This is a genomic window from Bradyrhizobium sp. CB2312 (assembly GCF_029714425.1).
Taxonomy (GTDB): Bacteria; Pseudomonadota; Alphaproteobacteria; order Rhizobiales; family Xanthobacteraceae; genus Bradyrhizobium.
Window position 1 is genome coordinate 1,943,607 of sequence record NZ_CP121668.1, and the last position, 20,683, is coordinate 1,964,289.

Annotated in this window: 23 protein-coding genes; 21 read left to right on the forward strand and 2 right to left on the reverse strand. The window is 62.1% G+C overall.

The window, feature by feature from the left end; all coding sequences use genetic code 11:
• Positions 1-214 precede the first annotated feature (214 nt).
• Positions 215-514 carry a DUF736 domain-containing protein gene (locus QA642_RS09245; protein WP_283084382.1) on the forward strand — a complete coding sequence of 100 codons (300 nt, stop codon included), beginning with the start codon at positions 215-217 and terminating at the stop codon, positions 512-514.
• Between the two features lie 140 nt (positions 515-654).
• Entirely contained in the window at positions 655-975 is a 321-nt protein-coding gene (locus QA642_RS09250) for a DUF736 domain-containing protein (RefSeq protein WP_018454792.1), read from the forward strand.
• Positions 976-1,038: 63 nt separating this feature from the next.
• Here QA642_RS09250 and QA642_RS09255 read toward each other — a convergent pair whose 3' ends face one another.
• Positions 1,039-1,266, reverse strand: coding sequence for a helix-turn-helix transcriptional regulator (locus QA642_RS09255; protein WP_027531631.1), 228 nt, complete (start codon positions 1,264-1,266; stop codon positions 1,039-1,041).
• Positions 1,267-1,479: 213 nt separating this feature from the next.
• Between QA642_RS09255 and QA642_RS09260 the strand changes: the two genes are divergently transcribed.
• The 5 genes from QA642_RS09260 (at position 1,480) to QA642_RS09280 (ending at position 4,009) form a co-directional block, all read left to right on the forward strand.
• A complete protein-coding gene (locus tag QA642_RS09260) occupies positions 1,480-1,752 on the forward strand; it encodes a DUF2285 domain-containing protein (protein WP_249158107.1) in 273 nt (90 codons plus the stop codon).
• 166 nt (positions 1,753-1,918) lie between these two features.
• On the forward strand, positions 1,919-2,113 hold the full coding sequence (locus QA642_RS09265; protein WP_283084383.1) for a DUF6499 domain-containing protein: 195 nt from the start codon (positions 1,919-1,921) through the stop codon (positions 2,111-2,113).
• Between the two features lie 79 nt (positions 2,114-2,192).
• Positions 2,193-2,690: a DUF2285 domain-containing protein gene (locus QA642_RS09270; RefSeq protein WP_283084384.1), complete on the forward strand. Its 498-nt coding sequence runs from the start codon at positions 2,193-2,195 to the stop codon at positions 2,688-2,690.
• A 133-nt stretch (positions 2,691-2,823) separates the two neighbouring features.
• Positions 2,824-3,105 (forward strand): helix-turn-helix domain-containing protein, encoded by a 282-nt coding sequence (locus QA642_RS09275; protein ID WP_283084385.1) that lies wholly within the window; start codon positions 2,824-2,826, stop codon positions 3,103-3,105.
• Between the two features lie 22 nt (positions 3,106-3,127).
• Entirely contained in the window at positions 3,128-4,009 is an 882-nt protein-coding gene (locus QA642_RS09280) for a replication initiator protein A (RefSeq protein WP_283084386.1), read from the forward strand.
• A 587-nt stretch (positions 4,010-4,596) separates the two neighbouring features.
• Here the strand turns inward: QA642_RS09280 and QA642_RS09285 are convergent.
• Positions 4,597-5,646 carry an IS110 family transposase gene (locus QA642_RS09285; protein ID WP_283084387.1) on the reverse strand — a complete coding sequence of 350 codons (1,050 nt, stop codon included), beginning with the start codon at positions 5,644-5,646 and terminating at the stop codon, positions 4,597-4,599.
• Positions 5,647-5,924: 278 nt separating this feature from the next.
• Here QA642_RS09285 and QA642_RS09290 point away from each other — a divergent pair, with 278 nt between their 5' ends.
• The 14 genes from QA642_RS09290 (at position 5,925) to trbL (ending at position 20,675) form a co-directional block, all read left to right on the forward strand.
• The gene (locus tag QA642_RS09290; RefSeq protein WP_283084388.1) at positions 5,925-6,389 is read left to right on the forward strand and encodes a DUF2840 domain-containing protein; all 465 of its coding nucleotides are present in this window, start codon (positions 5,925-5,927) and stop codon (positions 6,387-6,389) included.
• A complete protein-coding gene (locus QA642_RS09295) occupies positions 6,386-6,898 on the forward strand; it encodes a S26 family signal peptidase (protein ID WP_283084389.1) in 513 nt (170 codons plus the stop codon). The genes QA642_RS09290 and QA642_RS09295 overlap by 4 nt, the downstream gene beginning before the upstream one ends.
• Positions 6,895-7,731 (forward strand): lytic transglycosylase domain-containing protein, encoded by an 837-nt coding sequence (locus tag QA642_RS09300; RefSeq protein ID WP_283084390.1) that lies wholly within the window; start codon positions 6,895-6,897, stop codon positions 7,729-7,731. The genes QA642_RS09295 and QA642_RS09300 overlap by 4 nt, the downstream gene beginning before the upstream one ends.
• Positions 7,732-8,485: 754 nt before the next feature.
• Positions 8,486-10,249 carry a DUF3363 domain-containing protein gene (locus tag QA642_RS09305; RefSeq protein WP_283084391.1) on the forward strand — a complete coding sequence of 588 codons (1,764 nt, stop codon included), beginning with the start codon at positions 8,486-8,488 and terminating at the stop codon, positions 10,247-10,249.
• Positions 10,250-10,285: 36 nt separating this feature from the next.
• The gene (locus QA642_RS09310; RefSeq protein ID WP_283084392.1) at positions 10,286-12,274 is read left to right on the forward strand and encodes a conjugal transfer protein TraG; all 1,989 of its coding nucleotides are present in this window, start codon (positions 10,286-10,288) and stop codon (positions 12,272-12,274) included.
• 6 nt (positions 12,275-12,280) lie between these two features.
• The gene (locus QA642_RS09315) at positions 12,281-12,706 is read left to right on the forward strand and encodes a CopG family transcriptional regulator (protein WP_283084393.1); all 426 of its coding nucleotides are present in this window, start codon (positions 12,281-12,283) and stop codon (positions 12,704-12,706) included.
• Between the two features lie 134 nt (positions 12,707-12,840).
• Entirely contained in the window at positions 12,841-14,169 is a 1,329-nt protein-coding gene (locus tag QA642_RS09320) for an MFS transporter (RefSeq protein ID WP_283084394.1), read from the forward strand.
• A gap of 229 nt (positions 14,170-14,398) precedes the next feature.
• On the forward strand, positions 14,399-15,313 hold the full coding sequence (gene trbB / locus QA642_RS09325) for a P-type conjugative transfer ATPase TrbB (RefSeq protein ID WP_283084395.1): 915 nt from the start codon (positions 14,399-14,401) through the stop codon (positions 15,311-15,313).
• Between the two features lies 1 nt (position 15,314).
• On the forward strand, positions 15,315-15,638 hold the full coding sequence (locus QA642_RS09330; protein ID WP_092220456.1) for a TrbC/VirB2 family protein: 324 nt from the start codon (positions 15,315-15,317) through the stop codon (positions 15,636-15,638).
• On the forward strand, positions 15,638-15,901 hold the full coding sequence (locus tag QA642_RS09335) for a VirB3 family type IV secretion system protein (protein WP_283084396.1): 264 nt from the start codon (positions 15,638-15,640) through the stop codon (positions 15,899-15,901). The genes QA642_RS09330 and QA642_RS09335 overlap by 1 nt, the downstream gene beginning before the upstream one ends.
• 10 nt (positions 15,902-15,911) lie before the next feature.
• Positions 15,912-18,353 carry a conjugal transfer protein TrbE gene (trbE, locus tag QA642_RS09340; protein WP_283084398.1) on the forward strand — a complete coding sequence of 814 codons (2,442 nt, stop codon included), beginning with the start codon at positions 15,912-15,914 and terminating at the stop codon, positions 18,351-18,353.
• Complete coding sequence (gene trbJ / locus QA642_RS09345) at positions 18,350-19,078, forward strand: P-type conjugative transfer protein TrbJ (protein ID WP_194392096.1); 729 nt, start codon at positions 18,350-18,352, stop codon at positions 19,076-19,078. The genes trbE and trbJ overlap by 4 nt, the downstream gene beginning before the upstream one ends.
• Entirely contained in the window at positions 19,078-19,449 is a 372-nt protein-coding gene (gene trbK-alt, locus QA642_RS09350) for a putative entry exclusion protein TrbK-alt (protein ID WP_283084399.1), read from the forward strand. The genes trbJ and trbK-alt overlap by 1 nt, the downstream gene beginning before the upstream one ends.
• Entirely contained in the window at positions 19,446-20,675 is a 1,230-nt protein-coding gene (trbL, locus tag QA642_RS09355; protein ID WP_283084400.1) for a P-type conjugative transfer protein TrbL, read from the forward strand. The genes trbK-alt and trbL overlap by 4 nt, the downstream gene beginning before the upstream one ends.
• Positions 20,676-20,683 lie beyond the last annotated feature (8 nt).

Here is a 20,683-nt window from a genome sequence, read left to right on the forward strand (position 1 = left end):
GCGGGTCTAGCGTCGGCCCGGCCTTGGCCTGCAACGGCTCCGCCGACCTTCTTCCCCTGCGGCTGCGCCGCATTCCTCGCGCAGCAAGAAGCTCGGCTACCGCCGTCCTCCGCTGACGCTGCGGTCCTTCGGATGCAGACATCCGGTCCGTCGCTTCTCGCCCGCCATCGAGGCCGCATCGGGCGGCTTCGGACAACTCTCAGGAGATACGACCATGGCTCAGATCGGCACCTTCACCCGCAGCGAAGACGGCTCTTTCGTCGGCACGATCCGCACTCTCAACATCAACATCAAGGCGACCATTAAGCCCGCCGCTAAGGAGAACGAACGCGCTCCCGACTACCGCGTCACCGCCAACGGCGTCGAACTCGGCGCCGCCTGGAGCAAGGCGGCGAAGGACTCGGGTGCCGAGTACCTCTCGCTCAAACTCGACGATCCGTCCTTCACCGCGCCGGTCTACGCCTCCCTCGTCCAGGGCGACAACGGCGAGCATAAGCTCATCTGGTCGCGATGACCGGCCAAGGGCGCTCCGCTTCTCGGCGGGGCGCCCAGCTTTCTTCCTCGCCACTTCGCAGCGCGCATAGCGCCTTGACGAGTGGCTCCTCATGTGAGGCCGCGGTGGTCGCGGGCTCGAAACACAACAGGAGAAGTGACATGGCTAACATCGGTTCTTTCAAGAAGGTCGGCAACGATTTCCAGGGCGAGATCGTCACTCTGAGCCTGCAGGCCAAGGGCGTCCGCATCGTCGCCGAGACCAATCGCTCCAACGACAATGCTCCCAGCCACCGCATCTACGTGGGCCGTGCCGAGATCGGGGCCGCCTGGTCGAAGCGCTCCGAGGAGGGCCGCGACTACCTCTCGCTCAAGCTCGACGATCCTTCCTTCAACGCGCCGATCTACGCGAACTTGTTCGATGACGAGGGCGGTGAAGGCTACACCCTCCTCTGGTCGCGGCCGCGCAAGAACGGTGAGTAAGAGCGCCCACCAAGCCCCGTCCGGTCCGCCGGGCGGGGCGCTTCGCCGCAGGCCTGAGGCGGCTTACGATTTGCTAAGCCGCGCAACCCTTTTGAGCAGGTCTCCGGGTTCGACCCCTAATGCTTCAGCAATTTGCCCGAGGACGGTGACGCTTGCTGATACGTCGCCGCGCTCGATGGCGCCGACATAACGGGCGCTTAAACCCGCACGCTCGGCCAACTCCTCCTGCGTCATTTGTAGATCGTGGCGTTTCCGACGCAGGTTCACAGCCATGATCTCTTTGAGATCCATGGCGATATGGGAACTGAGCCGGAACGATCGTTCTAGGAACGATCGTTCCTATTCGCATCCAAATGTGCTAATGATGATCACGCTATGCGCGGCCGATCTTCGTCGCGTACTTACCGGACGGATTCAAAAGAAATCCGGGATTCTACCGGGCAACGTGGGTCTAGCTTGCGACCAGACCATGGCGTAGGTTCCTGGCATTCCAAAGTGGGTATGATGCAGAAGCCATCCCTCGATCCAGACGTGGCGGACAGTGCGCCGAATGAGCCGGCACCGACGGCCTATGACGAACAGCACGTCGTCACGTACATTCGGCTTCTGCAGGCGGAGGGTGAGGGCGCCGACTGGCGCGAAGTCGCTCGAGTGGTCTTGCATATGGACCCAGAGCGAGAGCCAGATCGTGCGCGGCGCGCATATCAGAGTCATCTTGCGCGCGCTAAATGGATGACTGAACAGGGCCGCCTACTACGTGGCACCGGCTCGAAATAGAACAGAATCGCCGCCTGGTGACCTGCAGGCAGAACTATTTTCTTTTGCTGACCGGTGGTCATTCCAGTGCACCACGTGGTGCCAAACTAGGGGCTTCCTACAACCGTCTCGTTCATACCTATTGCGCCGCAATCGTTGTTAGCAGCGTGCAATGGGGCGCAAGCAAATGCCTGAATTCGACTGGCGGTCGCCAGATTCCTACAAGAGCCTACAAGACGCCGAGATCACCGACATCGCCTGGGAATGTCTCCGCCGTAACGCCGATTATCAGCGTGAGTACGAGGTGATGATTGCCCGCAGCCAGAATGGCGAAGTGACTGAGGAATTCAGGAGGAAATGGGGCATCTGCTTTCGCCCATGACCCGCAGAGGTCCTTTGACGAGCAGACGATCTTTTGGGCGCCAGAGGTTTTAGCGGCGGTCGTTCCGGTCAAGGTCGCAGTGCCTGAAGACGGCGGCGCGCAGTCTCAGCCACTGCTCGACCTTACAGCTGGTCAGGTGCGCCGCGCCGTCGACGGCTGGCACGCGGTGCTGCGCATCGGTGCGGTAGATCACCGAATCTGGTCCAAGGAGCCGCCGGTGCTCGGCGAGTCATACGCAGCCGAATTGCCGTTTGATGGCGATTTCGACGCGCGCGCATATGCAGCACGGCGGCTGTGGCGGGCGATGAATGGGCGCGCGCCAGGTCCTGCATTTCATCAACTTTCGAAACAGCGGCGCGAGCGCTTGAGTGCTGCGATCCGTGCGCTCGATGCGCATAGCGCCGGCAGCAGCTATCGCGTTATCGCCGAAGCGCTGTTCGGCAAGAAGCGTGTTCCCGATCGCGCCTGGAAGACGCATGATCTGCGCAATCGAACGGTCCGCCTGGTGCAAGGCGGCCTCGCGTTGATGCGCGGTGGTTACCGCAAGCTTCTGCGGCCAAGGCGTAGGAACGAGTAGCGCAGCCCCCGAGGGGTACCGAAAATCGTACCCCCTACATTCGGCATCCCCCTCCGAGATCTTGCTCCTCCATGATGACCCCACGCACGCCGGCCTAGCCAAGCGTCGTGCGCTGTCCTCTTGGAGTCCTCAAATGCCAGATCCGATGGCCGGTCTTCCCCCGCGGTTCCTGCGTACGCCGGAGGCTGCGCGCTATCTTGGCCTATCCGGTCGCACGCTTGAGAAGCACCGCACGTACGGTACTGGACCGACGTATCGGAAGATCGGTGGACGCGTCGTCTACGCCGTCGAGGATTTGAAGGCGTGGGCCGACCGGGGCGCCAAGACGTCGACCTCCGATCCCGGGAAGGGAACCGTGCTGCCGGCCAAGAAGCAGCCGGCCCTGCGTCCCTATGCAGGTCAGGAACGTCGCTGATCGCCGCGTGAGAGCAAGAACCATGCGGCGCAAGCACCCTTCCGAGCGAGAGCAGCTTGAGCTCTTTCGGGCGCTACCCGGCGATCTCGCGCCGCGCGACGCGCAGGATCTGATGGCCTATCCGTTCTTCTCGCTCGCAAAAACGAAGCGGATCGCGCCGATCGATTTCCGTGCCGGTGCAATCGCCATTCGCGTCGAAGCGGTGCCGGAACACGGCATGGCGACCATCTGGGATGCAGACGTTCTGATCTGGGCCGCCTCGCAGATCGTCGAAGCCCGTGACGCCGGCTTGAAGCCGTCGCGCCTGATGGCTGCAACGCCGTACGAGATTCTGACGTTTGTCGGCCGCGGCACCAGCGCGCGCGACTATGACCGCCTGAAGGCTGGTCTCGACAGGCTTCAGTCAACGACCGTGCTGACGTCGATCCGCCAGCCGGCAGAACGGCGGCGGCATCGCTTCTCCTGGATCAACGAGTGGAAGGAGACGGCCGATGCAAATGGTCGGCCATTTGGCCTCGAATTGATTCTGCCTGATTGGTTCTATGCCGGCGTCATCGATGACGCGCTCGTGCTGACGATCGACCGGGCTTATTTCGATCTGACGGGCGGGCTCGAGCGGTGGCTCTACCGGCTCGTGCGCAAGCACGGCGGCCGGCAGGAGGGCGGCTGGAGTTTTGATCTTGTGCACCTCCATGCCAAGTCCGGCATCCTCTCGCCGCTCAAGCACTTCGCTTACGACGTCCGTCAAATCGTCCAGCGCCAGACATTGCCCGGCTATCAGCTCGTGCTCACGCGCGATCCGAACGGCACCGAGCGCCTGAACTTCGCGCCGGCTCCCTTTGATCCCTTAACGGCACGCCTGCGCCGGCGCGATCTCATTCCAAATTCGGAGGACAACCTGTGAATCAGCTCGTGCTATCGGGGACCGCAACCCTCGTGCTATCGGGGACCCGATCCTCGTGCTATCGGGGACCCGAATCGAGCTTAAGAGCTTGTTTCTGCGCGCTTTCCGGCCGTCCTAACTTTACTAACATACTGACACTAACTTCTTGTTGTGAATCAGTATGTTGTGAACAAGTCGGCCGCGCGTGCAACGAGGATGCCTCATGCATCCACTCTCTCACGCGCAAAGCTTCGCTGCAATACGATTGTTGTCGCCACTGCACGCGCGCGGGCGCGATCGCGCGCAAATCTTCGCGATCACTGACGTCAACATCATCGCCTGGTGCGCGTCACGTCCTTTTGCAGCAACTCGCTCGTCGAGGAGAACTCGCTAACATCCGTGGTTGGCACGATGGCCACCACAAGCCGGAATTTGAGGAAAGGGCGGTCAGGCTAACCAGCGCCGTGCTTGATGGCTTCAAACGTTGTCATGAAGCCGCCGGCAAGAAAAGTTGCGATCTCACCCAAATCCCCGTCTCCTCGGGAGACGCCGCTCCGCCGTGGCGGAAGGAAAAGGCGCGCGTGGGAGCGGCCGGGTCGCTGAGGCCCTTACATCGCCGCAGCGACCCGGCCGCGCTTGCCGCCGGCGCCAAACCGGAACGTCGTGCCATCGATCCAGATCTTGTGCAGCAGCACGGCGAGCGCGCGCGCCACCGCGGTCGGCGCGCGCTTCAGACCCTTCTTCCTGGCCAGCCGCAGCCCCCACAGCCGCAGCTTAAAGTTCTTATGGATCCGCGTCAGGATCGCGATCGCCGCCTCGTACAGCATCGCCCGCGTCAGCTCGTCGCCGCATTTGGAGATGCTGCCGATCCGATCGGTCTGGCCCGATTGATAGCGCCGCGGCGTCAGGCCGAAATGCGCGCCGACATTGGTCGACTTCCTGAATCGCGCCGGATCGTCGACGGTCGCGCGGAAGGTCAGCGCCACGAGTGCGCCAACACCGGGCACCGTCATCATCCGCCGCACCGCGCTGTCGCCGCGGGCCGCCGCCAGCACCAGGCGCTGCAGCTTTGCCAGCTGCAGCCGCATCGCGCTTCTAGCGTCCAGCAACGGTGCGACAATGGGCTCCAGCTCCTTCTTCCCGGCCATGATCTCGCGCACCCGCGCGTCAAAGCGGCCGACCGAGATCTCGCCGACCTTGAGACCGAACGGGCGCAGCAGGCCACGGATCATGTTCTCCATATCCAGCACCTTGCCGAGCAGGGCCTTGCGTCCGACCAGCAGCGCCCGCAACGTTTGCGCGCCGTCCGATTTGACATGGACCGCACGGAACCAGCCGGTCCGCATCATCTGGGCGATGCCCTTGGCGTCGTTCCGGTCGGTCTTGTTCAGCATCGCGTTCAGCGCCGCCTTGGCGTGCCGGGTCTCGATGCAGGTCACGGGGAGGCCCTTTTCAGCGAGCGCCGTGTACAGCCAGGCGCTGTAGGAAAAGGCCTCGAGGCCGACGCACCGGATGTGAATGCCCCATTCCGCCAAAAACAGCTCGATTGCGTCCGGATCGGTCTCGAGTTTCGTCTCCCGGACGACCTTGCCGTCGCCGTCCACCACGCAAACATTCGTCGCCTCCAGCGACACGTCGAGCCCTGCATAGACGTCCATCGTTCGCCTCCACCGCCGACCGCCGGAACGCACCGCGCGTTCCGTTCGCGAATCGTTGCGAGGCATTTTCGCTGCAGTTTGGCCGCCGAGGGGGCACCGGTCAGTACCCCGGCTAAACAGAAATCCTTCGGATTTCTTCTAACGGACCAGGCTGGACATCGCATCACAGGCGACTGGCGCCCGCGGGCTGTCATTCCTCCTTTCCGGCATGAGCCGCACAGCTGCTTCACCGGCGCCAATGCTTACGGCTCCACATTCGCCGTTCCGGGAGCAGCAGCATGAACGACCTCACCGAGGTGGAAGTGCTGTGGCTCGACAAGCGGATCGAGAACCGCATTCGGTTCGGTCGTATCGTCAAGGAACGGAAGCTCGATCGCCACCGGCGCGTCCTGTCGTTTGCGCCCGGAAGTATCTTTGCTTTCGTTCGCTGGACATCCAATGACTTTGGAACGGTCATTTCGCGGATCGATATCCTGCGGGCGGTCGCGCCGGGACAGCGCTGCTCCACCGTCCCTTATGTGAAGCCGGGCGGGGAGATCCTGCTCCGTCTGTCCGGCTGGCCGAAGGTTGAGCGCGTGCTGCAGATGATCGATGCCGTTGAGGCACTCGCCATTGCTCCCGCCGATGTCGCGCCTGATCATTGGCATCACGTTCATAACCGTTTGTCCGTCAACGAAAACCCGCGCCCCTACACGAAAGCGCGCCACCAGGCCTGGCTTCACCGGCAGAGGGTAACGCGATGAGCGACCGCTTGAAGACGCTGGCGGTCACGTTTGGTGCCGCTGCCGCGCTCGCCGCGACAATCGTCCTGGAGCCGCTGCCACTCTACATCTGGAATGCATCGGCAAGCGTGCCGATCGGTCTCTATCGCCTGCGACCGGCTGAACGCTTCCACGTTACCGAGCTGGTCGCCGTGCAGCCGCCGGAGCCGCTTGCGACATTCCTTGACCTTAACGGCTACCTGCCAATCGGCGTCCCCATGCTCAAGCGGGTCCTTGCGCTGCCGGGGCAGACGATCTGCAGAAGCGGGCCCACGATCTCGGTCGACGACATTGCAATGGGGGAAGCGCGGGATCGCGACGGCCGCGGCCGGCCGCTGCCGAAATGGCAGGGCTGCCGCGTTGTCGGCGACGGCGAGCTGTTTCTGATGAACTGGCAGTCGGACGACTCTCTTGATGGCCGATATTTTGGACTTCTTCCGGCATCTAGCGTGATCGGCCGTGCGATCCCGGTGTGGACGTGGGAGGAGTGATCGTGCGCATTCCAAGTGCTCTCCTCGCCATGCTCCAGTTCGATCGGTTGCGGCATCAGTCCTCCGTTTCGATCGATGTCTGCAAGGCTGGCGCGAGCCAGACCGCGTATATGAGTCGGTCGGTCACGCGCGTTGGTGCTGTCGTTTCCCTGGTGCTTCTTCTGACCGCGTTCGACAGTTTTGCTATGGCCCAGAGCGGATCAGCCCCGCAGCCGGCGATCGGTCAGACCGCTCACGCATTTGCCGGTTTCATCAATGAGGCCTCACAACGCTTTGCGATTGCGCCGAACTGGATCCGGTCAGTCCAAAGCATCGAGAGTGCTGGTGACGTGCACGCCAGATCGCCAAAAGGCGCAATGGGCCTGATGCAAATCATGCCGGCGACTTGGGCGGAACTTCGCGAGCGCTACAATCTCGGGAACGACCCCTACGATCCGCGCGACAACATTCTGGCCGGCACAGCCTATTTGCGCGAACTGCTCGATCGGTATGGCTCGTCTGGCGTGTTTGCCGCGTACAACGCGGGACCATCTCGCTATGAAGAGTATCTCGCAGGAGGTTCTCTGCCAGACGAGACGCGGGCATACGCCGCAAAGCTTGCAAATCTGCTCGCCGTCGAGCTGCCGCCGACGTGGACCTCCAGCGGACAGTTATCAGCAGCTGGGACGCTATTCGTCACGCGATCCGACCTCATGAAAACGCACGAGTGGTTGCGAGCGCTTATGCCGTCGAGTGGTGTCGCGATCGCAATCTCGGCGCCCGATGTTTCGCGCATGGTGCCCCGACCTGTTGGTGTGTTCGTCCCTCGATCGGATGCGGGAGTATCGCAATGACCAATTGCGCGAGTTCGCAAGTCTTGGCGTGCTTCACCGAGCAGGTGATATGTGCTGATGGCGTACGGGCGATGCCTTCGGCCCGCGCTCTACTCGTCGCTTCGCTCCTCACCGAGCCACCCTTCGGGTGTCTCGGCCCTTCGGGTAACGATCGCTATCGCAAGCACTTGGAAGCAGTGGGGGCTTCGCGATTTGGCTGCCAAGTCGCGGCGGCTCTTTCGGGGACCGGTGACCGGGAGACAACGACACAGCATGTTGAGGAGGGAACGAAATTAGAGATCCGCGCGCGCGGTGAGCGTCCCCTGGCGGGGCCGCGAAACGGGGAATGTCCGCTATCTCTTGCCTGCTGCCGCCCTTCGGGGACGAGAGCGCCGGACTGCTTGGACAGCCCTGTTCACGAACCTGATGAAGAGCATGCGACGGCCGAAGTGCTGAACGCGAAGGAACGCATGGACCCCGCCTGGTGAAGGCCACTGCAACGCGGTGTGGTGACGTTTGTGCGTCGTAGATGGAGGGAAGCAGCGATGCTTATTTTGCGAGGACTCGAGGAAAAACCTAGGAATGAGTTGACTTTGCCCGCCCGATTAGGAAGGCGAGATAAAAGAGGCTCGCCGGTCGAACCGCAAGCCATTGGCATGGCTTGGGTTCTGGCGTGCCGGTCGGTCGGGGCGCGTGCCGCGCCTTGCATTTTGACGAATGCAATCAAAGGCGTTTTCGGCACCATTTGCGCTTTTGATCGTTGGGAGGCTCTGCCGTGAGTGTGGGCGACAGCGACCTGCGTATTCGGCCTGGGCGCATTCGCAGCACCCGCGCGCCGAAGCAGAAAAGCTTCATCAATCAGGTGCTGAGGGCGGCGAAGAAAGCAGGACACACCTCGGGTCAGGCTGCGGCCGGGACGCGTTCGGCGGCCTATGGGCGCTCGACCTTTGGCCGCGGTCGGCTGTCTTTTAACCGCGCCAGATTGTTCAGCCCGACGCGGCGCGTTGTGGTGAAGGCGCGCGTCGTTCGTCACAAAGGGCGAGCCTTCCGTTCAGCACCGCTGACGGCCCATCTCTCATATCTGAAGCGCGACAGTGTGACCCGGAATGGTGAGCGTGCCGAGATGTTCGATGCCGGCAGCGACCGCGCCGATAGCGCGGCTTTCGCAGAACGTTGCAAGGACGACCGTCACCATTTTAGGTTCATCGTCTCGCCGGAGGATGCCGGCGACATGACCGATCTGAAGGCCTTCACCCGCGATCTCGCCAGGCAGATGGAGACTGATCTCGGCACGCGGCTCGATTGGGTGGCCGTCGGTCACTGGAATACCGACAACCCCCACGTCCATTTTCTCGTTCGGGGGATAGATGAGGAGGGGGCGGATCTCGTCATCTCCCGTGACTATATCAGCCGGGGCCTCCGTTCACGCGCCGAAGAACTGGTCGCGATCGAACTGGGTCCAAAACCGGAACACGATATCCGCAATTCGCTCGAGAGGGAAGTCATCGCGGAACGATGGACGCGGCTTGATCGGGAGATCCGGCTGACAGCCGACGAGACCGGCTACATCGATCTTCGCCCAGAGCATCCCGGCAAGTCCGATCCCGATATCCGGCGCCTGATGGTCGGCCGCCTTCAACACCTGGAGAAGATGGGCCTTGCTGCCTCCGCCGGGCCGGGGGAGTGGATGGTCGGGCTCGAAGCCGAGCGCAGCTTGCGCGACCTTGGCATGCGCGGCGACATCATCAAGACCATGCACCGCGCCTTTACCGAGCGTGGTGAAGCGCGCGGCATTGCCGACTTCGTCATCGAGGGTGGACAGCCGACGTCCCAAATCATCGGACGGCTGGTCGGCCGTGGATTGCATGACGAACTGACTGGCGAGGCCTACGCCTTGATCGACGGAACAGACGGACGTGCACACCACGTGCGCTTCCGCGGGATCGAGGCCTTCGACCACGCACCGCCGGTCGGGGGCATCGTCGAAGTCCGACGCTTCGGTCAGGCCGGCGATCCGCGGACGACCGTGGTGCTGGCGATCCGCTCTGACCTCGATCTAGCCGAGCAGGTCACCGCGAAGGGCGCAACCTGGCTCGACCACAGGCTGGTCGAACGCGACCCCATGCCGCTCGCCATGGGCGGATTCGGCCGCGAGACCCGCGACGCCATGGGAGCCCGTACCGAGCATCTGATCCAGAAGGGCCTGGCACGGCGGCAGGGCCAACGCGTCATCTTGCAGCGGGACCTCCTGAACACGTTGCGCCGGCGTGAGTTGGAGGAGGTGGCAGCAAAAGTCTCGGCCGACATCGGCTTGCCTCATGTGAACGCCGCCTCTGGGGAGCATGTGGCGGGCACGTATCGCCAGCGGCTGACGCTCGCCTCGGGACGCTTCGCCATGATCGATAATGGGCTCGGCTTCCAGCTCGTGCCCTGGTCGCGCGAACTCGAGAAGAGGCTCGGCCAACACGTCACCGGTGTCGTGAAGGACGGCGGTGGTATCGAATGGGGCTTTGGTCGCAAGCGCGACCTCGGCCTCTAGCAATCTCGCCAATTCAGTTGCGGAAGGACGCTCGGAATGTCCGGAACCAAAATCCTCTGGGGACAGGTGATCGTTGTCGGCCTGATCGTCTTGCTGGCCATCTGGGGAGCAACCGAGTGGACGGCCTGGCGACTTGCCTACCAGCCCGAGCTTGGCCGGCCCTGGTTCGAACTGTTGGGCTTCAAGATCTATTATCCGCCGATCTTCTTCTGGTGGTGGTTCGTCTACGATGCCTACGCGCCTCAGGTCTTTGTCGAGGGAGCCTTCATCGCGTCGTGGGGGACCTTTGTTTCGATCGCTGTGGCGATCGGCATGTCGGTCTGGCGGGCCCGCGAGGCCAAGAATGTCGAGACCTATGGGTCGGCGCGCTGGGCTAATGCGGAAGAGGTTCGAGCGGCCGGACTTCTCGGTCCGGATGGTGTGGTACTGGGCAAGCTCGATCGCGACTACCTCCGCCATGATGGGCCGGAGCACGTGTTGTGTTTTGCACCCACCCGTTCAGGTAAGGGCGTTGGCCTCGTTGTCCCATCTCTTCTCGCTTGGCCGGGTTCGGCCATCGTGCACGATATCAAGGGGGAGAACTGGCAACTGACCGCGGGTTTCCGCTCGCGGCATGGCCGCGTCCTGTTGTTCGACCCAACCAACTCGAAATCCTCGGCTTACAATCCGCTTCTCGAGGTCCGGCGCGGGGAATGGGAGGTTCGCGATGTGCAGAACGTCGCCGACGTCCTGGTCGACCCCGAAGGCTCTCTCGACAAGCGGAATCATTGGGAGAAGACCAGTCATTCGCTCCTGGTCGGCGCTATCCTCCATGTCCTCTATGCCGAGGTGGACAAGACCCTGGCCGGTGTCGCCGCCTTCCTGTCCGATCCGAAGCGGCCGATCGAGGCGACGCTGAAGGCAATGATGACCACTGCGCACCTTGGCGAGCAGGGCGCCCATCCCGTGGTCGCCTCGACCGCGCGCGAACTCCTCAACAAATCCGAGAATGAACGCTCCGGCGTCCTGTCCACGGCGATGTCGTTTCTCGGGCTCTACCGCGATCCCGTGGTGGCCCAGGTGACCTGCCGTTGCGACTGGCGGATTGCCGATCTGATCGCGGACAGCCACCCGACGACTCTTTACCTTGTGGTTCCGCCCTCCGATATCTCGCGGACCAAGCCGCTGATCCGTCTGGTGCTGAACCAGATTGGTCGTCGCCTGACTGAAGACCTGCACGCCCGCGACCGTCGGCGTCGAGTCCTGATGATGCTCGACGAGTTCCCGGCACTGGGGCGGCTTGATTTCTTCGAGTCCGCGCTCGCCTTCATGGCGGGGTACGGCATCAAGAGCTTCTTGATCGCGCAGTCGCTCAATCAGATCGAGAAGGCCTATGGGCCCAACAACGCCATCCTCGACAACTGCCACGTTCGCGTCAGTTTTGCGACCAACGACGAGCGGACCGCCAAGCGGGTGTCCGATGCACTGGGCACCGCGACCGAGATGCGAGCGATGAAGAATTATGCCGGGCACAGATTGAACCCCTGGCTGGGGCACCTGATGGTCTCGCGCCAGGAGACGGCTAGGCCGCTGCTGACCCCGGGCGAAGTCATGCAGCTTCCGCCGATGGACGAGATCGTCATGGTGGCGGGGACGGCGCCGATCCGGGCGAAGAAGGTCCGCTACTATGAGGATCGGCGATTCACCGAGCGGGTTTTGCCGCCGCCGGATCCGGCGAGGGCCGGTCGATCCTCGCGAACGGACGGATGGTCAGCGCTCGGAGCGCTGGAGCCGACGGGAGGTCCAACTGACAAAGCCGCGGAGGCCGAGAAAGTCACGGCGAACAGCGGACTCCGTCGTGAACCTGAACTCCCCGATCACGTTGCTATCGTCAGGGAAACAATCGAATCGACACCGGCAGAAGAATTTGCCGCCGTTCTTGACGATGATGAGGATGCTGTCCGCCAGTCCCGGCTCATACGCCAACAGATGCGCGGTGTCGCCCGTCAAGTCGCCATGGACCCAAATGACGGTATGGAGCTCTGAGGCGATATGCGCGACCGGATGAATGTCTATTTCCCGCCAGAGCTTCTGAAACAGATCTCGGAGCTTGCCGATCGCAAGAAGCTTTCTCGGTCTGCGATCGTGGAAGCTGCGGTCGCTTCGTTTCTATCGCCGGACGGCGCTGATCGGCGAGAGGCCGCGTTTACCCGGCGCCTCGACCGGCTGTCGCGTCAGATGCAGAGGCTCGAGCGCGACGTTGGGTTGACGGCGGAGACCTTGGCTCTGTTCATTCGGTTCTGGCTGACTATTACGCCACCGTTGCCCAACGATGCACAGGCGGCCGCGCAGGCAAAGGGCAGGGAGCGCTTCGAAGGATTTGTCGAGGCGCTTGGGCGTCGCTTGCAAAAGGGCCAAAGCTTTCTGCGCGAGATTCCGGAAGATATCCGCAGTCAGGAGACGGTTGACGAAACCTGATTGAACTACGTAGGAAGGCCATTTCGCCAGTCCTTCTTTTTCTTCGCTAGCCTACGCCCGCAGCGATTTTGCTAAACTGACGAAAAGCTGGTCACGCTATCGGCTCGCGCGAGCTGCCAGCAACAGGGGTCAGCATGCAGATTTCAGGGGCATGGCGCCTCACCGCGCGCGTATTTCTCCCGTTTGCGGTTGGATACTATCTTTCGTATCTGTTTCGAACGATCAACGCTTTGATCGCCAGTCATCTCATCTCGGATGCTGGGCTTGGGGCTGCCGACCTCGGGTTGCTTACGTCGGTGTATTTCCTGGTGTTCGCGGCGGCTCAGATCCCGGTCGGCATTTTGTTGGATCGCTTTGGTCCGCGCCGCGTCCAGAGTGTTCTGCTCCTGCTCGCAGCCATCGGCGCGGGAGTGTTCGCGGTATCGACCGACTTCCTGTCACTTTTGATCGCGCGCGCAATGATCGGGCTTGGTGTGGCAGCGGCACTGACGGCAGGTCTGAAATCCATCATCCTTTGGTTCCCCAGGGAACGAGTTGCCTTGCTGAACGGCTACATGATCATGCTGGGATCACTTGGAGCGGTGACTGCTACGGCTCCCATCGAACACCTACTCGCTTGGATGGGGTGGCGGCAGCTCTTTGAGATTCTGGCGGCCGCCACCGGTGCGACGGCCATTCTCATCTATGTCGCGGTGCCCGAACGAGGCATTGTGCCATCAACAACGCGCGCCACCCTTGGCTCCGTTTTTGCAGATCGTCGCTTTTGGCGAGTGGCCCCATTTTCGGCGACTTGCATTGGATCAGCCTGGTCTCTGCAAGGACTGTGGGCATCACCATGGCTGACCGACGTGGAGGGGCTTGATCGCGCAAGTCTCGTAAGACAGCTGTTCATAATGTCGATCGTTTTGAGCTGCGGCGCCTTGTTGTTCGGGATGACCGTCCATTACGTCAAACGAAGGGGCATCGAGGCGGAGACGGTATTAGCGACGGTTGCGGTGCTGTTTATCGCAGCCGAGCTAGCTTTGATCCTGCGAGTGCCTCTGCCGTCCATCTTGCCCTGGTCCGTTGTCGCAATTGCCGGAACGGCAACGGTGGTCAGCTTCGCGGTAATAGCAGATTACTTTCCGCCGCAGCTTGCCGGTCGTGCCAACGGCGCCTTGAACGTCTTGCACTTTGGTTGGGCTTTTCTGGCACAATACGCGACAGGCCTGATCCTTGAGCAATGGACCGCGATCGATGGTCATCGGCCGGTCCAGGCCTATCAAGTCGCGTTCGGCCTCAACGTCGCACTGCAGATCGCGGCCTTGGCCTGGTTCGTGCTGCCTTGGCGCCGATCCGTCGCCTCATGGATGAGTTCAATTTCTTTCTTCATGCCTGCTAATATCTCCGACGCTGTTGAGTCAGTTGGCCTGTATGAGAATTCGGTCGTCCTCCTGCCTGCTGATGACGATGCGGAGTGGTGAACAGCAGCTCGCGCTGAGCCAATGCGACTGAGTAGCCGTCAAATACCAGTTTTCAGTCTTTCTTTTTCTACGCCAGCCTACGATCACGGAAAGCGCTTGTTGCGCTAAGTGCATTGGTGCATTTTCTAATCATCCCCATCTGAGGACGCGCTTTGGGCGTCCTCATTCGTGGGGGCGAGCGGTGACAATCCATTCCATTCAATCGGAAGCGAATTCGCGCGGTGCGCGAATGCTGCGCAGCGCACTTGGCTCTGCGATTGCCGGCTACCTCGAAGACGACGCGATCATCGAGGTGATGCTCAACCCGGATGGACGGCTGTGGGTCGACCTGTTGTCGAGTGGCCTGATCGACACAGGCGAAACTCTCTCCGCAGCCGATGGCGAGCGCATTGTCCGCCTGGTAGCACATCATGTCGGTGCCGAGGTGCATGCCGGTGCGCCGAGGGTATCAGCCGAACTACCCGGGACCGGTGAGCGCTTCGAAGGACTCTTACCCCCGGTCGTTGCAGCACCGGCCTTTGCCATCCGCAAGCCCGCCGTCGCCGTGTTTACGCTCGACGACTACGTCGCCAGGGGAATCATGACCTCGGAGCAGGCCGAGATCCTGCAGAACGCGGTCGTCGCACGGAAGAACATCCTGGTCGCCGGTGGGACATCGACCGGCAAGACAACCCTGACGAATGCGCTTCTGGCCGAGGTGGCGAAGACCTCCGATCGGGTCGTGCTGATCGAAGACACCCGCGAGCTACAGTGCAGGGCGCCCAATCTCGTTGCGCTGCGGACCAAGGACGGTGTGGCCACGCTGTCGGATCTTGTCCGCTCGTCCCTCCGACTGCGTCCTGACCGCATTCCGATCGGCGAAGTCCGAGGTGCCGAAGCACTCGACCTGCTCAAGGCCTGGGGCACCGGCCATCCCGGCGGCATCGGTACCATCCATGCTGGGACTGCGCTCGGTGCGCTGCGGCGGCTCGAGCAACTCATCCAGGAAGCCGTCATCACGGTTCCGCGCGCCCTGATCGCCGAGACCATCAACCTCGTCGCCGTCCTTGCGGGCCGCGGCGCCGATCGTCGCCTCGCTGAGCTCGCCCTCGTCACCGGGCTCGGGGCCGCCGGCGACTACAGCCTTTCAACAGCAGGAGACTGACATGCGTCAGCAATTTCGCTTTTTTCGAGGTGCATCGTTGGCCGCCTTCGGCGCGGTGCTTTTGGCGTCGGCGCCGGCGTGGGCGGCTGGCTCGAACATGCCGTGGGAGCAGCCACTCAATCAGATCTTGCAGTCGGTCGAAGGCCCGGTCGCGAAGATCATCGCCGTCATCATCATCGTCGTGACCGGGCTCACGCTCGCGTTCGGTGACTCGTCAGGTGGTTTCCGCAGGCTGATCCAGATCGTGTTCGGTCTGTCGATCGCATTTGCCGCCTCGAGCTTCTTCCTGTCGTTCTTCTCCTTCGGCGGCGGCGTGGTGATCTGATGGGTGAACTGGTCACAGGCTTTGTCGTGCCCGTTCACCGCGCGCTCACCGAGCCAATTCTGATGGGCGGCGCGCCGCGGTCGGTTGCGATCGTGAACGGCACGCTTGCGGCAGCCCTTGAGCTGGGATTGCGGCTCTGGATCGCGGGTCTTGTCCTCTGGTTCATCGGCCACATGGCCGCCGTCTGGGCCGCCAAGCGCGATCCAGCCTTTGTCGACGTCGTGCGCCGACATCTGCGTATTCCCGGCCATCTCAACACCTGAGCTCGATAATATGATGAACCTTGCCGAATACCGCCATTCCAACGCGCGTCTTGCCGACTTCCTGCCGTGGGCCGCCTTGGTCGACGAGGGGATCATCCTGAACAAGGACGGCTCGTTCCAACGGACGGCGAAGTTCCGGGGACCTGACCTGGATAGCGCAGTGCCGGCTGAACTCGTCGCCGTCGCGGGTCGCCTGAATAACGCCCTGCGCCGCCTGGGATCTGGTTGGGCAGTCTTCGTTGAGGCGCAACGCCATTTTGCGGGTGCTTATCCGCCGAACACCTTTCCGGATGTCGCGTCCGCACTGGTCGACGCTGAGCGCCGAGCTCAGTTTGAAGAGGCGGACGCTCACTATGAATCCAGTTACTTCCTCACCTTTCTTTACCTGCCCCCCGAGGAGGGGGCCGCCAGGGCGGAGCGACTACTCTATGAGGGACGCGATCGGAGCGTTGGAGCCGACGCGCACGAGGTGCTGCGCGGGTTTGTCGATCAAACCAACCGCGTACTGCAACTCGTCGAAGGCTTCATGCCCGAATGCGCCTGGCTCGACGATCAGGACACACTGACCTACCTGCACTCGACGATCTCGACCAAGCGTCACCGCGTTCGGGTGCCCGAAATTCCCATGTACATCGATGCGCTCTTGGCCGACCAGCCGTTGACCGGCGGGCTAGAGCCAATGTTGGGCTCAGCCAATCTTCGGGTCCTGACGATTGTCGGCTTTCCGGGCGCTACGACCCCGGGGATCCTGGACGACCTGAATCGTCTGCCATTCTCGTATCGGTGGTCGACCCGGGCAATCATGCTCGACAAGATTGATGCCACCAAGCTTCTGACCAAGATTCGACGGCAGTGGTTCGCCAAGAGAAAGTCGATTGGCGCCATTCTCAAGGAGGTCATGACGAACGAGGCGTCGACGCTGCTCGATACCGACGCCCACAACAAGGCAATAGATGCCGACGCGGCTTTGCAGGAACTGGGGTCGGATCAGATCGGGCAAGCCTTTGTCACTGCAACAATTACCGTCTGGGATCGCGATCCCAATGCTGCCGACGAAAAGCTGAGGTTGGTCGAGAAGGTCCTCCAGGGCCGCGATTTCACCTGTATGATCGAGACGGTGAACGCCGTTGAAGCGTGGCTCGGCAGTCTGCCCGGGCACGTCTACGCCAATGTGCGGCAGCCGCCGGTATCGACCCTCAACCTCGCCCATATGATTCCGATGTCGGCCGTGTGGGCCGGCGAGGCGAGGGATCTGCACTTCAAGGGTCCGCCGCTTCTGTTCGGCAAGACCGAGGGATCAACGCCGTTCCGATTCTCACTCCACGTCGGCGATGTCGGTCATACCCTCGTGGTGGGGCCGACAGGCGCTGGCAAGTCAGTGCTACTCGCGCTGATGGCGCTACAGTTCCGCCGCTATCCGAACTCTCAGGTTTTTGCGTTTGACTTCGGCGGTTCAATCCGGGCGGCCGCGCTCGCCATGAATGGCGACTGGCATGATCTCGGCGGTGCGCTGTCTGCCGGAGACGAGAGCCCCGTCGCCCTGCAACCGTTGGCCTGGATCGACGATTCCGTCGAGCGGGGGTGGGCGACGGAATGGATCGGCGCGATCCTGGCGCGAGAAAAGCTTGAGATCACCCCGGAGGTCAAGGATCACCTGTGGTCGGCGCTGACGTCTCTTGCCTCGGCGCCGAGGGAGGAGCGCACCCTCACGGGCCTGTCGGTTCTGCTGCAATCGAACTCCCTGAAACGCGCCTTGCAACCTTATTGCCTCGGCGGTCCATCCGGGCGCTTGCTCGATGCTGAATTCGAGCGCCTTGGCGAGGCCTCGGTGCAGGCATTCGAGACCGAAGGCTTGATCGGAACGAGTGCTGCGCCGGCCGTGCTGGCGTACCTCTTCCATCGCATTGGTGATCGTCTCGACGGCCGGCCAACACTCCTGATTGTCGACGAAGGCTGGCTTGCCCTCGATGACGAGGATTTTGCAGGGCAACTCCGGGAATGGCTGAAGACGCTTCGGAAAAAGAACGCGTCCGTTATCTTCGCCACCCAGTCGCTTTCGGACATTGATGGATCTGCGATCGCGCCGGCCATCATCGAAAGCTGCCCAACGCGATTGTTGCTGCCGAACGAACGGGCGATCGAGCCGCAGATCACTGCCATCTACCGCCGCTTCGGCCTCAATGACCGCCAGATCGAGCTTCTGAGCCGGGCTACGCCAAAGCGCGACTACTATTGCCAGTCTCGTCGCGGCAACCGGATGTTCGAACTTGGTCTTGGCGAGATTGCGCTCACATTTACCGCAGCCTCTTCCAAGACAGACCAGGCTGTCATCACGCAACTCATCGCCGAACATGGAGCCGACGGCTTCGTGCCCGCCTGGCTCCAGCACCGTGGCGTCGCCTGGGCCCTCGACCTGATCCCCAATCTCGTCAATCTGGAGAAACCGCTATGAAGCGTCTTGGTCTGTTGGCGGCCGCTGGCACTGTCGCACTAGTGCTTGGCGTCGCGGTGCCCGCACGGGCGCTGATTGTCTTCGATCCCAACAACTATGTTCAGAACGTCCTGACCGCCGCGCGGGAGCTCCAGCAGATCAACAATCAGATCATCTCGTTGCAGAACGAGGCGCAGATGCTCATCAATCAGGCGAAGAACCTGGCAAACCTTCCGTATTCATCGCTGCAGCAACTGCAATCCTCGATTCAGCGGACCCAGCAATTACTGGGCCAGGCGCAGCGCATTGCCTATGACGTCCAGCAGATCGATCGCGCGTTCTCGACGAACTACGCGCCGGCCGCTGGAAACCAATCCAGCCAGTTGCTGGTCACCAACGCTCAATCGCGGTGGCAAAATACTTACGCGGCAACACAAGACGCGCTTCGAGTCCAAGCCGGCATCGTTGACAATCTCGACACTAACCGCATCCAGACGTCCGCGCTCGTAACGTCAAGCCAAGGCGCTAGCGGCGCTCTGCAGGCAACGCAAGCTGGCAATCAGATCCTTGCGCTGAACGCGCAGCAGCTCGCCGACCTCACCGCTGTCGTGACGGCGCAAGGCCGGGCGCAGAGTCTTGAATCAGCTCAGCGCGCCTCGGCCCAGGATCAGGGACGAGAACAACTTCGGCGCTTCCTGACACCTGGGCAGGGCTATCAATCATCCAACGTGCAGATGTTCCACTAATGACCGACTTAAAGGCATTCAAGGCTTTGTCGCTGCTTACGACAATCGGCCTAGTAGCCGTCGCTGCCTGCACGATTCAGCTGCGTGGCGGAGACAATTCTCCGCCGACACCGAGGGCGGAGCAGACGACCGATGCAACCAGCTCAGACCTCGCGCGCTGCCGCGGCGTCACTCCGGAAGAAACAGCGGATTATCGGCAATGTAAGGGCGTTTGGGCCGAAAACCGGCGACGCTTCTTGGGCAAGAAAGCCGGTGCCGCTGTTCCAGGCCAAGAGAAACCGCCCGTAACGTTGGCGCCCGCCCCAAAAGACCAGAGCCGGATCCCGCAAGGATATCCGCAACCGGTGACGCCCGAGGCGAGCAAGCCATGACGGGTACGGGGATCATCGACCAGTTCTTGGAAACGTTCACGCGTTATATCGATAACGGCTTCGGGCTGCTGCGAAGTGACGTCGGATATCTCGCCACGACTCTTGCCGCGATCGACATTACGCTTGCTGCGTTGTTCTGGAGTTGGGGGCCGGACGAGGACATCATCGCCCGTCTCGTCAAGAAGACGCTCTTTGTGGGCGTCTTTGCCTACCTCATCGGCAACTGGAACAGCTTGGCGCGCATCGTCTTCGAGAGCTTTGCCGGTCTTGGCTTGAAGGCATCTGGCACAAGTCTCTCCGCGTCGGACTTCCTGCGGCCGGGAAAGATCGCTCAAGTCGGACTCGACGCCGGCCGTCCGCTGCTCGACTCGATCTCCAACCTGATGGGCTACATCAGCTTCTTCGAGAATTTCGTCCAGATCGTCGTTCTCCTGTTCGCCTGGGTCGTGGTGTTGCTCGCCTTCTTCATTCTGGCGATCCAGCTCTTTGTCACCCTGATCGAGTTCAAGCTCACGACGCTTGCCGGCTTCGTGCTCATTCCGTTTGGCTTGTTTGGCAAGACCGCCTTCGCAGCAGAGCGGATCCTGGGCAATGTCATATCCTCCGGAATCAAAGTCTTGGTCCTGGCCGTCATCGTCGGGATCGGATCGACCCTGTTCTCGCAGTTCACCGCTGGCTTTGGCGGCAATCAGCCAACCATCGAGGACGCGATGACACTGGTGCTCGCGGCGCTCTCCTTGCTGGGCCTCGGTATCTTCGGTCCGGGTATTGCAAACGGCCTGGTGTCGGGCGGACCTCAGCTCGGTGCCGGTGCCGCGGTTGGAACGGGCCTTGCTGCCGGTGGCATTGTTGCGGCGGGCGCGGGTCTTGCCGCCGGCGGTGTTGGTCTCGCTGGCGGCGCAATTGCTGGGGCCGCGCGCGGCGGGGGCGCCGTCTGGAGTGGAGCGTCCGCCGCCTATCGAAGCGGAGGCATTGCTGGCGTTGCCGAGGCTGGCGCCTCGGCTGCCATGAGCCCGTTGCGTCGTGCAGCCGCCGCACTCGGCGGAGGTGGGGAAACCGGTGCGTCGGCCGCGAGCACTTCGGCCGAAGGGCAACCCGATTGGGCGCGACGCATGAAGCGTGCCGAGACTATTCGGCACGGTGCATCAGCAGCCGGCCAAGCGGTCCGCTCAGGCGATCATAGTGGCAGCGGCTCATCCGTCGATTTGTCTGAAGGAGAGCGCTGACACCTCAC